This window comes from Parabacteroides bouchesdurhonensis (assembly GCF_900186615.1).
Classification (GTDB): domain Bacteria; phylum Bacteroidota; class Bacteroidia; order Bacteroidales; family Tannerellaceae; genus Parabacteroides; species Parabacteroides bouchesdurhonensis.
In genome coordinates this window covers 3,123,427-3,139,374 of the sequence record NZ_LT896588.1, presented here as the reverse complement: position 1 = coordinate 3,139,374, position 15,948 = coordinate 3,123,427, and the positions used below count along the sequence as shown (strand labels likewise).

11 protein-coding genes are annotated in these 15,948 nt (G+C 41.8%); 3 read left to right on the top strand and 8 right to left on the bottom strand.

Features of this window, described 5'->3' with window-relative positions:
• Window positions 1-2,493, top strand: coding sequence for a S9 family peptidase (locus C1721_RS13550; RefSeq protein ID WP_102409477.1), 2,493 nt, complete (start codon window positions 1-3; stop codon window positions 2,491-2,493).
• Window positions 2,494-2,552: 59 nt separating this feature from the next.
• Here C1721_RS13550 and C1721_RS13545 read toward each other — a convergent pair whose 3' ends face one another.
• Window positions 2,553-3,014 carry an Lrp/AsnC family transcriptional regulator gene (locus C1721_RS13545; RefSeq protein WP_102408765.1) on the bottom strand — a complete coding sequence of 154 codons (462 nt, stop codon included), beginning with the start codon at window positions 3,012-3,014 and terminating at the stop codon, window positions 2,553-2,555.
• A 170-nt stretch (window positions 3,015-3,184) separates the two neighbouring features.
• Between C1721_RS13545 and C1721_RS13540 the strand changes: the two genes are divergently transcribed.
• On the top strand, window positions 3,185-4,471 hold the full coding sequence (locus tag C1721_RS13540) for an O-acetylhomoserine aminocarboxypropyltransferase/cysteine synthase family protein (protein ID WP_102408764.1): 1,287 nt from the start codon (window positions 3,185-3,187) through the stop codon (window positions 4,469-4,471).
• 83 nt (window positions 4,472-4,554) lie between these two features.
• Here C1721_RS13540 and C1721_RS13535 read toward each other — a convergent pair whose 3' ends face one another.
• Entirely contained in the window at window positions 4,555-5,556 is a 1,002-nt protein-coding gene (locus C1721_RS13535) for a malate dehydrogenase (protein ID WP_102408763.1), read from the bottom strand.
• 214 nt (window positions 5,557-5,770) lie between these two features.
• Here C1721_RS13535 and C1721_RS13530 point away from each other — a divergent pair, with 214 nt between their 5' ends.
• Window positions 5,771-7,585 carry a YgiQ family radical SAM protein gene (locus C1721_RS13530; RefSeq protein ID WP_102408762.1) on the top strand — a complete coding sequence of 605 codons (1,815 nt, stop codon included), beginning with the start codon at window positions 5,771-5,773 and terminating at the stop codon, window positions 7,583-7,585.
• A gap of 1 nt (window position 7,586) precedes the next feature.
• On the opposite strand, the gene C1721_RS13525 is transcribed toward C1721_RS13530, so the two are convergent.
• From C1721_RS13525 to C1721_RS13500, 6 genes are all read right to left on the bottom strand, one after another.
• Window positions 7,587-8,384, bottom strand: coding sequence for an alpha-L-rhamnosidase-related protein (locus C1721_RS13525; RefSeq protein ID WP_159063593.1), 798 nt, complete (start codon window positions 8,382-8,384; stop codon window positions 7,587-7,589).
• Window positions 8,363-8,707, bottom strand: coding sequence for a glycoside hydrolase family 78 protein (locus C1721_RS13520; RefSeq protein WP_102408760.1), 345 nt, complete (start codon window positions 8,705-8,707; stop codon window positions 8,363-8,365). Before C1721_RS13520 ends, C1721_RS13525 begins: the two co-directional genes overlap by 22 nt.
• Before the next feature lie 40 nt (window positions 8,708-8,747).
• The gene (locus C1721_RS13515; protein WP_102408759.1) at window positions 8,748-11,522 is read right to left on the bottom strand and encodes an alpha-L-rhamnosidase; all 2,775 of its coding nucleotides are present in this window, start codon (window positions 11,520-11,522) and stop codon (window positions 8,748-8,750) included.
• A 92-nt stretch (window positions 11,523-11,614) separates the two neighbouring features.
• Entirely contained in the window at window positions 11,615-13,330 is a 1,716-nt protein-coding gene (locus C1721_RS13510) for an N-acetylmuramic acid 6-phosphate etherase (RefSeq protein ID WP_102408758.1), read from the bottom strand.
• A 13-nt stretch (window positions 13,331-13,343) separates the two neighbouring features.
• Window positions 13,344-15,476 carry a hypothetical protein gene (locus C1721_RS13505; protein WP_234347471.1) on the bottom strand — a complete coding sequence of 711 codons (2,133 nt, stop codon included), beginning with the start codon at window positions 15,474-15,476 and terminating at the stop codon, window positions 13,344-13,346.
• An 84-nt stretch (window positions 15,477-15,560) separates the two neighbouring features.
• Window positions 15,561-15,941, bottom strand: a complete 381-nt coding sequence (locus C1721_RS13500) for a RidA family protein (protein WP_102408757.1) — start codon at window positions 15,939-15,941, stop codon at window positions 15,561-15,563.
• Window positions 15,942-15,948 lie beyond the last annotated feature (7 nt).

Genomic DNA, 15,948 nt, shown 5'->3' with positions numbered 1-15,948 from the left:
ATGAAAAAGAAAATCTGTTTTATTCTAGTTTTATTTCTTTCTATTCCAACGCTATATGCGGCAAAGGATGTGAAAGTAATGCAATATAAACATGTCGGCCCAATTACCGTAAACAAGCCGTTTATGGCTGATACAATGAACGTAAACGGAAAGCCGTATGAAGTAAAGAACCTGCTCAAATCCACATTACCGTTTGACCGCGCGTTATCTTCATCGGAAGTCCTTCAAGCAGACACTGCCGGCACTGTTTCTTTTGCTATCCCTCAAAAAGGTTACGCTCTTCATCTATTCTCTTTCTTTCTTAATAGTGACCGCTATGTGAAAGGGACATTGGAAGTAACCGGAAACGGAGCATTTGAGGTATATGTAAATGACAATCCTGTGGGATCATCTTCTGATCTGACTATGGAGCCTCGTCGTTATGAAATTGTCATTAAATATTTAACGACAGAGACTGATACTTGCAATGCTACTCTTAAAACTGTATTCAAAAGCAAGGACAATGCCGAAGTTATAGCTTCCCTAAATCCCGAAAAGCGTTACACATTAAATAATATTTTAGAAGGGAAAGATTTTCGGGGCATAGCTGTTTCTCCCAATGGTAAATATACATTAGTTAAATATATCAATCGTTTCCCTAAAGGCAAGAGCGAATCATACAGTCAGCTGCTGGATGCGACTACCGGACGTGTTTTACTACAAGATAACGGATTTTTGACTAATGCCCGTTGGATGCCCAAAAGCAATCTGTTATATTATACCCGTAAAGGTTTGAATGGAAAAGAACTGATAACCGTCGATCCTACAAACATGAGGGAAACTGTTTTGGTTGATAATCTGCCGGAAGGTACGTTTAAGTTTACTCCGGATGAAGCATCTTTGCTTTTTACAGTTGAAGAGGAAGGGCCTAAAGAAGGAAATGAATTAATCCGGGTACTGGAACCGAATGATCGTCTGCCCGGCTTCCGTGATCGCTCGTTCATTTGGCGTTATGATCTTCGTTCAGGTCTTTACGAACAACTGACATTCGGTTATCAAGATACTTATATTAATGATATTAGTGCAGACGGTCGTTACCTGCTATTCAGTATAGACGAGAATACATATACGGAATTGCCACACACACGCAGTTCTTTATACAAGATGGACTTAACAAATATGGCTGTCGATACGATTTGGGAAAAAGCTCCGTATGTTAATCAGGCTGCGTTCTCTCCTGATGGGAAACAACTATTGGTAACCGGATCGGGAGATGCGTTTGATGGTATCGGCCTGAACATTAAAGAAGGACAATTATCTAATGATTTCGACGGGCAGTTATTCATATATAATCTTACTGATCGTAAAGCAACCCCGCTTACAAAAGACTTCAATCCGAATGTAATGAATGCCGTATGGAACCGCTATGACGGACAAATTTATATTCTGACGGAAGATCAGGATTGCCAGTATATCTACACCTGCAATCCGGTTAATGGTAAGATCAAGCAAATTGTCACCTCCGAAGAGGTTATATCAGGCTATTCATTGGCAAATGCTGCGCCCGTATTATTTTATTATGGGCAAAGCGCTTCTAATGCCAATCGTTTATATGCCTATGACTTGAAAGGCGGAAAGAGTAAGCTCATGTATGATCTTTCATCCGACAAATTAAAAGATATTGTATTAGGAGAAGTACATGATTGGAATTTTACTTCTGACGACGGTACAACTATTCAGGGACGTTATTACTTGCCTCCTCACTTTGATCCGAGTAAAAAATATCCTATGATTGTGTATTATTATGGAGGAACGGCCCCTACAAACCGTATGTTGGAGATGCGTTATTCCATGCACATGTATGCAGCCTTGGGGTATGTTGTTTATACATTGAATCCAAGTGGGACAACCGGTTTCGGACAAGAGTTTGCCGCTCGTCACGTAAATGCTTGGGGAATAAAAACTGCCGACGAGATCATTAAAGGAACAAAGTTGTTCTGTAAAGAACATAATTTCGTGAACGACAAAAAGATTGGTTGTATCGGTGCCAGCTACGGCGGTTTTATGACACAATACTTGCAGACACGTACGGATATATTTGCTGCTGCTATCAGTCATGCAGGAATCAGTGCTTTAAGCAGTTATTGGGGAGAAGGTTATTGGGGATATGGATATTGCTCGGTAGCAAACAAAGGCACATATCCGTGGAATAATCCGGAATTCTTTACCAAACAAAGTCCTTTGTTTAATGCCGATAAAATAAATACTCCAATCCTGCTTCTTCATGGTAACGTAGATACAAACGTACCTATAGGAGAAAGTATACAGATGTTTGCCGCCTTGAAGATTTTAGGTAAAACGGTAGAATTTGTCCAGGTAGATGGAGAAAACCACGGTATTATGGGATATAGTAAACGAATCGGATGGCAAAATACAATTTTTGCCTGGTTCGCTAAATGGCTGAAAGACGAACCGGAATGGTGGACAGCTATGTATCCTGAACGGACTTTATAATAAATTAAAGGGGATTTGTTTACGTAACAAATCCCCTTTAATCTTTCTTATTTCATACCCTATAATGGAAAACCATAGGATTGCTTCACTTCATCCATAACAAATACACTTTTCAAAGAACCCAGACAATCCAATTTCCCCAATACATTAATAAGAAATTCCTGATATGCTTTCATATTAGGGGCACGGATCTTTAGCAGATAATCATAATCTCCGGAGATATTATAGCATTCCGTCACTTCCGGTATATGACGGATAGCTTCTGTAAATTCATGGGCGATAGCCGTATTCAACTGTTTCAATTTAACATTACAAAATACCATAAAACCCTGGTTCAGTTTATCTGCATCCAGTACGGCAATATACTTTTTTATATAACCTTCATTCTCCAATCTGCGCAATCGTTCGAATACCGGAGTAGACGATAAATTCACTTGTGCAGCCAATCCTTTTGTCGTTTGATTGGAATTTGCCTGCAATATCCGCAATATTTGCAAGTCTGTTTGATCTAACGTTTCCATCTCATTTAGAATAATATTCTGTTTTCATTTCACTAGACCGTCTATAAACGATACATTTTCTATGTAAGCAAACAAAAATAGGAATATTTTTCATATTTACGCATTGTATTGTGTATTATTTTCTTTAAGTATAGATTTGCAAAGTATAAACAACTAAACGATAATAGACGATGAATACAAAACAATTGCATTTTGAGACGTTACAACTTCATGTTGGACAAGAACAACCCGATCCCGCAACAGATGCACGTGCTGTGCCTATTTATCAGACAACATCATATGTATTTCATAATTCCGCACATGCGGCTGCACGTTTTGCCTTACAAGATCCGGGTAATATCTATGGGCGTCTAACAAACTCTACCCAAGATGTATTAGAAAAACGCATTGCAGCTCTTGAAGGTGGTGTTGCCGCATTAGCTGTTGCATCAGGCGCGGCTGCTATTGCTTACGCCTTTCAGAATATAACGAAAGCAGGAGACCATATTGTAGCCGCCAATACAATTTACGGTGGGACTTATAATCTTCTGACACATACTCTTCCTGCCTCGGGGATAACAACTACGTTTGTAAATCCTTCTGACTTACAAAACTTCGAGCGTGCTATTCGTCCGGAAACAAAGCTTATCTTCATTGAAACGCTGGGCAATCCGAACTCCAATATAATTGATATAGATGCAGTCTCAAAAATAGCGCACGATCATCAGATTCCACTTATTGTAGATAACACATTCGGTACGCCGTTTCTGATTCGTCCTATTGAGCACGGAGCAGATATTGTAGTACATTCCGCCACCAAGTTTATTGGCGGACACGGAACTTCATTAGGAGGAGTAATTGTGGACGGCGGACGTTTTGACTGGACTGCTTCCGACAAGTTTCCGCAATTAACGCAGCCCGACCCTTGCTATCATGGAGCCATATTTGCGGACGTTGCCGGAAAAGCGGCTTACGTAACACGTATCCGTGCAATATTGTTACGCGATACCGGTGCAGTAATAAGTCCTTTTAACGCCTTTCTGTTATTACAAGGATTGGAAACTTTGTCACTGCGCGTAGAACGCCATGTGGAAAATGCGTTGAAGGTAGTGGACTATTTAAAGCAACATCCCAAAGTGGCGGCCGTGCACCATCCAAGCCTGCCGGAACATCCCGACCATGCTATCTACCAGCGTTATTTCCCTCACGGGGCAGGTTCTATCTTTACTATAGATATAAAAGGCGGAGCCGGAGATGCACAACGGTTTATCGACCACCTTGAAATATTCTCCCTGCTTGCTAATGTTGCCGATGTCAAATCACTGGTAATTCATCCCGCCAGCACTACTCATTCCCAATTGAGTGAAGCCGAGCTGAAAGAACAACATATCCTTCCGGGAACTGTCCGCCTTTCCATCGGAACGGAACATATTGCAGACCTGCTGGATGATATTTCACAAGCATTGGATGCGATTTAGTAACCAGTATTTAAATGATAATCCCACCTGCTGCATACGCAACAGGCGGGATTTATATAGTAAGTTTGTTATGTAAGAAAAACTTATTTGATATTCGGATTCAGCTTATGCCATTCTGAAATTGCAGGCAACACGCCCATCGCTATCACTTCGTCACGCAAAGCGCAAAGATGTTCATAGCTCTTTTCCAAAGCAGCTTCTTCTTCGGGAGTTCCTTTTACATCTTTCAGAGCAACACCCTCTTTTGTAATAGAAGTTTCCCAAGCCATCATGATATGATCGAACTTACCGTTTGACACATAAGCTCCGGCAGGCCAACGGAATGGTTTACCTCCCATAGCGGCGGCAATCATCTCGATAGACACATACGACGGGCTTTGGAAAGAAGAACGACCGCGCAAAGCAATTATATTCGCTCCGCCTTTGGTTACCTTTGCCTGGATCTCGGCCCATTGATCTTTCGTCAAGTCGGCAGTGCCAATGATGTCTATCAGCTTCTTGCCATTTACTTTAGCAGTTGAAGCATATACGGCCATTTGTTCGCCATGACCGCCATACGTACGGCAATTTTCCACCAAATCCATAGAAAGTCCGAAATGTTTAGCCAGTTCGCTACGCAGACGTGTACTATCCAATGCTGCCAAAGTAGTAATCTGAGAAGGTTTCAAACCTGAATACAATAATGTAATAAGGCCGGTAATATCAGCAGGATTGAAAATAACGACAATGTGTTTAACATCCGGACAATATGCTTTTACATTCTTACCGAATTCTTCGGCAATAGCAGCATTGCCTTTCAGCAAATCTTCACGGGTCATACCTGCTTTACGGGCAGCACCTCCGGAGTTTACAATATATTTGGCACCGGTTAATGCTTCCTTTATGTCGGAAGTAAATGTGATATTCACACCTTCAAAACCACAATGGAATAATTCTTCCGCTACACCTTCCAATCCCGGAGCATACGGGTCGTACAGGCAAATGTTTGAAGTTAAACCCATCATAATGGCAGTCTGTGCCATGTTTGAACCAATCATACCTGCTGCACCCACGATGGTGAGTTTCTCGTCTGTTAGCATCTTCATAAAATAATGTTTTAAGTATATATAATGTGAACTGTTTTCTACCTGGCAACAAAGATATAAGTTAATAGCCAATTAAGCCAATCACTAATATGAATATTCCATAATAGGAAGTTATCACCGCAAAACTTTTGCGCCGTACACGGCAAAAGCATAAGTAACCTTGATTTGGATTTAACTCACATAAAAATCAAAAATGTTTATGTAAGTTTGCAGCATGAAAACATTCAGACCTGATGCCTGGTTGCCAACAACCAAGAAAGAAGTGGAAGCGCGAGGCTGGGATTACATCGATGTAATCCTTTTTAGCGGCGATGCTTACGTAGACCATCCCTCTTTTGGCGCGGCCGTTATCGGACGGACATTGGAGGCCGAAGGGCTTCGCGTAGCCATTGTTCCGCAACCGGATTGGCGTGGCGACTACCGGGATTTTAAGAAGCTGGGCGCTCCCCGCCTCTTCTTTGGAGTGTCTGCCGGAGCTATGGATTCCATGATTAATCATTATACGGCCAACAAACGCTTGCGCAGTGACGACGCCTACACGCCCGACCGACGCGCCGGCATGCGTCCGGATTATCCAAGCATCGTATATACGAAGATATTAAAAGAACTCTATCCCGATGTTCCTGTTGTACTGGGAGGAATAGAGGCCTCCCTGCGCCGCCTTACCCATTACGATTATTGGCAAGATCAACTGCGTCCGGGCATCCTGGCCGACAGCCCTGCCGACCTGCTCGTATATGGAATGGGAGAAATGCCTCTTAAAGAATTGGTACGCCGACTGCAAGCCGGTGAACTGTTCAACCGGATAAAAGATATACGGCAAACAGCTTATCTGGCAGAACAGGAGGCTGCATTGCCGGAAGATATAGAACTTTACTCGCATGAAGAATGCCTGAAAGATAAACTAAAACAGGCAAAGAACTTCCGGCACATAGAAGAGGAATCGAATAAATACAATGCTTCGCGGATTCTGCAGAAGGTTGGTAAAAAGGCAATAGTCGTGAACCCGCCTTTTCCTCCCATGTCGGAAGAAGAGCTGGATGCTTCTTATGATTTACCTTACACCCGTTTGCCGCATCCAAAGTACAAAGGGAAAGTGATACCGGCTTTCGAGATGATAAAGCACTCGGTTAATATTCACCGGGGTTGTTTCGGCGGATGTGCATTCTGTACAATCTCTGCCCATCAGGGGAAATTTATTGTCTCCCGAAGCAAAGAATCCATATTGAAGGAAGTAAAGGCTGTGACGGAGATGCCCGACTTTAAGGGTTATCTGAGTGATTTGGGCGGACCTTCGGCCAATATGTACCGAATGAAAGGAAAAGATGAACGTATATGCAGCCAATGCAAGAAGCCTTCGTGTATCTCGCCGGTAGTGTGCAAAAACCTGAACGCAGATCATACTCCACTGCTGGATATTTATAACGCGGTAGACAAGATGCCGGAAATCAAACGTTCTTTTATAGGCAGCGGCGTGCGTTACGATTTGTTGTTACACCGTTATGCAGATGAAGAGTTGAACCAGGCCGCACGCACCTATACGGAAGAGTTGATAGTCCGCCACGTTTCCGGTCGTCTGAAAGTAGCGCCCGAGCATACGCAAGACGAGGTGTTGAACCTCATGCGCAAACCGTCTTTCCAATTGTTCGGACAGTTCAAAAAGATATTCGATAAGGTTAATAAGCAACATGGGCTAAACCAGCAACTCATTCCTTACTTCATTTCCAGCCATCCGGGGTGTACGGAAATAGATATGGCGGAGCTGGCCGTTATCACCAAAGGCTTGCACTTCCAACTGGAACAGGTACAGGATTTCACCCCCACCCCTATGACGCTGGCCACCGAAATGTATTACACCGGCTATCATCCTTATACGTTGGAGAAGGTATATACGGCACGAAGCAAGGAACAGAAACTGGCGCAACGTCAATTCTTCTTTTGGTACAAGCCGGAGTTCCGCAGGCAGATAACACAGGTTTTACAAAAGATGGGAAGAAAAGACCTTATCAACAAACTGTTCGGAAGGTAAACTATTTCCATACCTTGAATTTATAAGAACCGGAACCTGCTTCCAGCAGCGTATAGCCATCTGAATAGAATATAGCCTTTACGTCTTGTGATGAATTTATAAAATGGCCGTTTTCTGTTATGGTTGCATTCTTGGAAGACGGCAGATAAATCTGTGCCGATGTGTTAGCCGGTATAGTTACTTGAAGTTCAAACAAGCCTTCTTCCTTCTTCCAATTGCTTTCAATCGTTCCATAGATTGATTCGTAACTGCATTTCACCCAATTAAGGTCACCCGCAGGCTGTGGCTTAATTATTATTTTACTAAATCCGGGAGCTGCCGGATGAATTCCTCCCAAAGATTGATAGAGCCACTCTCCTACACTTCCAAACATCGGGTGGTTCTGGGAAAATACATTATCTGAATATTTCCAAGTTTCCCATAATGTGGTTGCACCGGATTCCAGCATATAGCCCCAGCCTGGGAAAGTCTTCTTCGTTACCATTCCATAAGCTATATCATTCCGGTTATTTTGGCTTAACACACTTAAAACAGCCGGCACACCAAAGATTCCGGAAGATACATGTCCGTCCCGTTTATCAATGGCTTGTAGCAGGACATCGAAGGCGGCTTCCTTTTCATTATCAGGAAGTAAATCATAAAATAAAGCTATTGCCTGGGCGGCTTGGGTATAATTACCGACTTTACCTGTACCAATTTCCAGAAACTCTTTAATAAAAGCGTCTTTTATCTCAGACGCTAATTGGCTGTATATTTCTGTGTCTTTAGTATGTTTTGTTAGAGAGGCGAACTCAGCCAATAATATCTGGTAAATGGCTTTAGTTTTTTACCGGAGTAAACGATATTTATATTCTGAGGGCTGTTTACTCTCCCACTTTTCCAAACTAACCTTTTCCCATCTTTCAAGTCTCCTTCCTCACAGGATACCTGTATTTCATAAGCCGATTGCGTCTGATTACGTGCCTGCGACTCCAATTGCCAACCAAGTACCGGAGTATATACATCTATTCCCAACGGGTTTTCTATATACTCACATGTTAATCCCTTTAGCTTAAAAGGTTCAGCATTTCCCAATAATGTAAATACAGTTAGAAAGCAAACAAGTATTTCTATTCTTCTCATGAAGTGATTTTTAATAATGAAGACAATCTATTCATAAAAACTATTTGGACGATACAAAGTGATAGGATCCCGACATGACATTGAAGACCGCATATTCACCTTCCATACCTACAAATTCAATTCCTTCCGCCTCAGATATATTTCTATTATTTTCAGTAATAGCGTCCCCTGTTGTTGCGGGAATACAAACACGTGCAGTCGTATTACAAGGAATAGTTATATCCCATTGAAAGTCATTTCCATGTTTTAGCCATGCGCTTTGAATTAAACCGTATGGAGAAAGAAAAGATGCCTTTACTTCATTTAGTCCGTCCACCGGATACGGCTTCAACTCTATTTGACTAAAACCTATACATCCTTGCTTATTTCTAATACCGGCTAAATATTCATAAAACCAGGTAACGAGGTCTCCCAATAACATCACATGGTTTCCCGAATTCATTGCCGGATCAGCTGTATTACCATTCCATAGTTCCCAAATAGTAGTTGCTCCATTCTCAACCATGTAGCCCCAACTTGGATAATCACGATTCGTTGCGATACGAAAAGCCAGATCAGCACGCCCATGTTCGCTCAATCCACGCATTAACCATTGGATACCTATTAAGCCGGTACTTACATGTCCGTTAAAATCATTTTCCGTTTTACTTACGATTTGTTTAAATATTTCTTTTTCATATTCAGCCGGAACCATACCATAACAGAGTGGCATTAAATTAGCGGTAACGGTATTGTTACTGTACTGAGGAACTTCTTTGTTCAGGTATTTGTCATTAAACGCTTGCCGAATATTCTTTGACAGTTCGGAAAAATAGACAGCATCTTCCGGTTTTCCCAAAAGGGTTGCAAAACCGTTCATTAAATTTGATAAATGATAATAGAAAGCCGTACCAATCAATAGTCCATCCGTTTTCCTTGCCGGATCTTCCGAGAATATAATTTCAGGTCGTTCAGGAGGAAGACACCAGTCTCCATATGTATCGCGTGTTATAAGATAATCAACCATAAAATTCTCTTTCATGTAATCCAACCATTTTTTCATTGAAGCATAATGCTTGGCTATTGGTTCTGAATTTCCATATTGCTCATATAACATATTTGCTATAATGATATAGGCGGCAGGCCAGGTCATATTATTATTATACGCATCCCAATAATTAGGCGCAACATCCGGTATGCTACCATTTTCAAGTTGGGCTTGCTCTATATCGTCCAGCCATTTGGCATAGAGGTTATTGTTATTAAAAATAAAACTTTCCCCCAATGAGCCGGTTGCGCGATCACCTAACCATCCCATCCGTTCATCACGTTGCGGACAGTCGGTAGGCATGCCACGGTAATTGCCTCTTATTCCCCAATAAGCATTCTTATATATTTGATTAATCGTAGAATCCGAAGTCTCAAAAGTACCAACAGTCTCCATCTCATCATAAAGGACTTTCCCTTCAAAGCTTTCCAATCGGGGAATTCCCGGATATCCGGTTATTTCAACATAGCGGAAACCATGATAAGTAAACATCGGTTGCCATGTTTCTTCATTCCCTCCTTTTAGGGTGTATTTATCGGTAACTTGCGCTTCCCGTATATTTGCCATATAAAGACTGCCATCCGGATTTAAGGTCTCGGAAAAACGTAAGGTGACACAATCTCCTTTCTGGCCTTTTACGCGCATTTGTAGCCATCCCACCATATTTTGTCCCATATCCATGATGTATTTTCCGGAAGCCTGTTCTTTAATTCCAACAGGTTTAATAGTTTCCATAATCCTTATATTCGGATTTATTTGTGCTTCTAATTTACCGCCCGGAGATTCTGTCAGATCAGCTTGCAGCCAAATACTGTCATCAAATCGGGGTTGATTCCATCCAGCCATTTCTTTAGTTGCGTCATATTCTTCCCCATCAAATTCATTATTACTTCTTATAGGGCCATCGGCAGTAACATTCCAGGTATTGTCACTCACAATTACTTGCTTTTCCCCGTCAGTATATTCAATCTCCAGTTGCAATATCATTTTAGGGAAGCCGAAATTACGTACATTATACAACCAATGATGTCCGGGTGGATAATAATTATCCCGACGACGCATCGAGAAGAATCGTCCGTTACCCAAAACAACACCAATCGCATTTTCTCCATTTAGGAGTTGTTCTGTTACATCAAATGTATTATACTTAATAGATTTTGAATAATCAGTGGGAGTCGGCGATAATTCCTGATCTCCAATGACATCACCATTTAGATACAATTTATACAATCCGAGGCCTGACAGATATAGAGTTGCTTTCTTCATTTGCTTCTCTGTCATAAATTCTTTTCTAAAATAGCGGGCAGATAATCTTGTATATTGCGTATCCGGATTATCCCATTCGAAAGCTCTGTCCAAACCTATCCATTGTGCTTGCCAGTCTTTTTCATCCAGCAACCCCATAGACCAATAAGCAGGTTCACTCCATGAACTTTCGCCTTTAGTAGTAGAAACTTTCACTTTCCAATAGCAGGTCTGCCTGCTACTTAACGTTTTTCCTGCATATACAACTTGAATTGATTGGTCGGAAACAACATCTCCTGAGTCCCATAAATCTCCTTGTTCTTTATCCAGCAGCTCCAAAGAAGAAGCAACAAGTATATGATACCCTTGTTGTTTGATACCTCTCTCCTCTCCGGTAATAACCCAACTCAATCTCGAAGCTAAACAATCAATACCTAAAGGATTGGTTAACATTTCACACTTGAGACTTGATATTCCTGTCTTATTATTACAAGAAATCAGCATAAGAAACAGGCAGAGAATAAAGGTCATCTTTGTTTTCATAATTCTATTATCAGATTAAATTCAAGAAAGAAATTGTTACTGTCATAAATACAAGTTTTACATATCCTTCTTAAGACACACACTCGTTTCTATTATAATAATTCCTTTATTACATCATTCAATTTGTAATTATGGGATTCCAGCAGCCTGACAGCTTCTTCTTCCGGCAATTGGAATAATACATGCAATATCTTCTTCGCGCGTTGGATAAGTTTATTGTTTATACATTCCATTTCCGTCATATAACTGCCATGTACTTTCCCAAGCCGTATCATTGCTATGGTTGATAAGAAATTAAGTACTTTTTTGGTAGCTGTGCCAGCCTTCATACGGGTAGAACCGGCTACCACCTCGTTGCCTGTACGCAAAGCAATAACTTTGTCGCTGAATGGAACTGACGACACATCTTCCTGTATAAAAACACTGTAAGCGCCCACCGTCTTTGCATAGGCCAATGCCGACTGCACAAAATAAGCACATCCGCTTACAGAGATGCCAATCACAACGTCCTTTTCCGATACGTTAGCCAATACCATTTCAGGCACACTGCTCGCATCTTCTTCAAAGTTTGTCTCAATATCAATAGCAGCATCCGCTACTCCTCCTGCTATTAATGTAAGAACATGTTCGCGAGGAAATCCGAAAGTACAGGCTATTTCCACCGTATCTACAGCAGCCAACCGCCCACTGGTTCCGGCACCGACATATATAAGACGGCCGCCTTTACTTAAGCAGTCGGCTATCCTGTCTGCGGCTTCTGCTATATCCGTTAAAGATTCTGATAGTATATTGCCTGCTTCCTGTTCTGTTTTCCATAAAAGAGAAGCAAGTTCCGTTGTTCCCATTTTATGCAAATGGATAGAAGAATCGTAAGGTTCTTCCGTAACAAGCGTTTTATATTCGGGAATATTTTGTAATGACTGAGCATGTTGTTCGCCGGCGGCAATTAATAGCATGCCCAGCAAAGGCAATTCATTCGCTTCCGGCATTAAGCGGATTTCTATAGTATCTCCGGTCAAGACCGGTTCTTTTTGCAACTTAGTCGTCAGCCGTTCCACCAAAGGATAATCCGCGATCTGTACCACGTGGGCCAAGCCGCCTCCTATCAATATGAGATCCGTACGGAAAAGATAGTAAGTAGTCCGTATGATCTGCACCAAACGTTCCAGATAACTTTCCACCTCCTTTTGATATGCTTCTTCCTTGAATACAGCAACCAAGTTATTATCCGGATGTACAGAAGCCAATAAAGAAGCGCTGGCTAATTCATCATAACTGCCGGCAGGTGTTTCTATACTGCCCAACAATGGATGACTATAAAACGGAGCCCACCTGCGTCCGTTTCTCCAAAGGGAGAATCCTAAGCCTGTTCCTATAGGCATCACGCCTATAGTACGGAATCCTTTTAAGTATCCCGCTGCCGCCGCTCCTACAGCCGCCGCATCCGCATCATTTGACAAAACTACAGGAACATGATATTTATCTTTGAGCCAATCAATCCATTTACTACCCCGCAACGGAGCTAAATGATCTGCCGAGAATAATATTTTAGTTCCGGCATAATCAACTATTCCGGCTACAGAAATACCAATAGCGCATACCTTACAATCAGGACACACCAATATATCCATTAACTCCTGAAGCGCGGCAATAAAATCATCTGCGGTTTTATTTACTCCCAAACGGCTCTTTACCCGTTTTATTTCTTCCGGATTTATTTTGTACTCTTCTATACGGTCCTTACAAGGTACGGCAATGCCTTTTACCCACGTACCCCCAATGTCTAAAGATAAATATACTCGTTTCATATTCAATTATGTATTATTCCACCATCCACATAGCATCCTGCATCTCTTGCGATACATTTATATCATGCGTAATATCCCAATAAGACTGATTCTTCTCTACTAAGGTTTGTGTACCAACAATCCAGCTCTGAATCCAACCGGTAAGCGTAGACCAAGCTCCCCATCCGGCATCCGCGTTAGAAGCCCAATAATCCCAACGGTTATAGTCAAATGCACGCATCCATGCTCCATCAAGGTCTTTATGCTTATCACTCTTTACCTGAATACGAATTAAAAAGTCTGATAGTTTATCAACCGCTTCTTTATATTGCGGGTTGCCGGTGGCATGAGCGGCTTCATTCAACGCAAAGAATCCAAAGTTACATGTATATAACATATCCGCTACCGGATCTCCGTTTTTAGCAATTAACGGAGCTTCATGCAATCCATAATCTTTATTCGATTTAGCACCTCCAAACATACCCGTAGCACTGCTTCCCAATTCCTCACGAATAGCGCCACACGCAACCTGATTCTTCAAAACCTCTTGTACAACCGTGTCCAGCCAAGCACGGTGTTCCGGCGTATCTTCTACGCGGACTAGCCAAGCCAGTGGAAGAATCATACGGGCACGTTCTTGCTGAATGCCGTTTGTCCACCCCCATTTATCAGGATATGCTTCCATTGTGATACGGATAGCCGTCTTAGCCTTCTCCAACAAAGGTTTATATCCGGTTTTATTATACAGCCACAAATAACAAGCCCACATCCATGACTCGAAGTGAGGATGCGGATTAACGTAATCCCGCTCACCATAGAACTTCCAGCCGTTTTCCAATATCTGCGGTTCTTCCAATCGTCCACCCTGGAAACCTTGCTTACTGGATATTCTTAGATTGGCCAAAATACATTCTACAACAAATTTATTCCAACGTTCATTCTTTAAGTAAGCCGAAGCTCCTATTACTCCAAGCAGTGAGCGGGCATTATCATCATTATAAAAAACATACGGATGAGTGGCAGACCAGCCCAGCAAACCATATGAAGCGCTGTCTTTGTTGGCACGAGGACCTTGTCTGAAATTGGCTTCATAAAACATATAATCCATCAAATGTTCCGATGTTTCATCATATTTATCATTATTAAGTAAGCTCCCTGCGGAAGCCAACAAAAATGCCACTTCCCCCTGTACATCGTTACGTAGCCAGTAACGGTATTGCTCTGTTCCATCATAATAAATAGTAGAAGCATGTCCTTCCAAAACACCGTCGCTGCCATTCCCTACCAGCGCATCCAAAGGAACAGGCGGACCAACAGGCATTAATCCGTCTCCTTGTATCTCCAAAGCCCGTTCTTTCCATGAAGGATGAATAAGGAAACGACCATTGTATAACCAGCCTGCCCCTTTCCGTATGGATGTAGTGCGGGCATCTTCCGGCAGTATGGCATTCTCCGCATAAGACGGTTGCGGATCGGATTCCCATTTGGTTAAGGAAATATCTTTCCGGTTAGTTACCCATGAAAGTATATGTTCCCAAACCGATTTCCAGGAAGCGTTCGGAGCATAGCGAGCTGTTTTAAAATTAGATAAGCACGACATTGCTATCATCGTATTCTTCTCTTTAAATAAAAGAGGAAAAACCTCCGTATCCGATAAGCCATACTGGGCCACGTCATAACCTGCAACTTTAGCAAATGAAATATATGGATTCTTCACTTCTGCCTTATAAATATGACAATCGTTCAATGCCAACAGGCTCATGGGTTGTAACGGTAAAAAGAATTTAGAAGAGATAACGCCCCGTTCCAACTTGCCTGTGTATAAATCTTTCGCGATTTGTATTCCGGGATATTCGTTTACAAACTCTACATATAACCTTAAATGCTTTCGCGCGGCCAAATCGTAAAGCTCTTTTGTGATTACGGTTGGCCTATCAGGATATCCGGTTGCAGTTATAATTACGCCGCTTCCTTTAGCGGCTTCTTCAATAGTTTGAGCCGGAGTATCATAACGTTTCACATCCATTCCCTCTTCCGTAAGTAGCAGAAAAAGGTCGTTGTCCGTGTGAGCAGAGATGTTTATGACTTTTTGAGCCAGTATGTTTTGGCTCAGGAAAACAAATAAAATAAATATTTGCAGTAATGATTTGTGGTTATATAATTTCATTCTTGCTGTTATTTTGTGGTTTATTTTCAAAATAAAAAAGGGAATACGTTCCTGTATGCTTTGACGTATTCCCTCTAAATATAATTAAGCCTTAACGGCTATCACTTCTACTTCTACCAGGCCGTTTTTAGGCAACGTCTTTACAGCCACTGCCGAACGTGCAGGAAAAGCTCCGTCAAACGGTGTTGCATACACTTCATTCATGGCAGCAAAATCACCCATATCAGCCAGAAAAACAGTAGTCTTAACTACATCGTTAATAGTATAACCGGCTTCAGAAAGAATAGCCTGTACATTTTTAAAAGCCTGTGCTGTCTGTTCCTTAACAGCACCTTCTACAAAATTCCCTGTAGCCGGATCAATACCCAGTTGGCCGGAAGCAAACAGCATATTTCCCACTTGTACAGCCTGGCTATACGGACCTATTGCCGCAGGTGCATTTGTTGTCGCAATAACTTTTTTCATCGTGTTT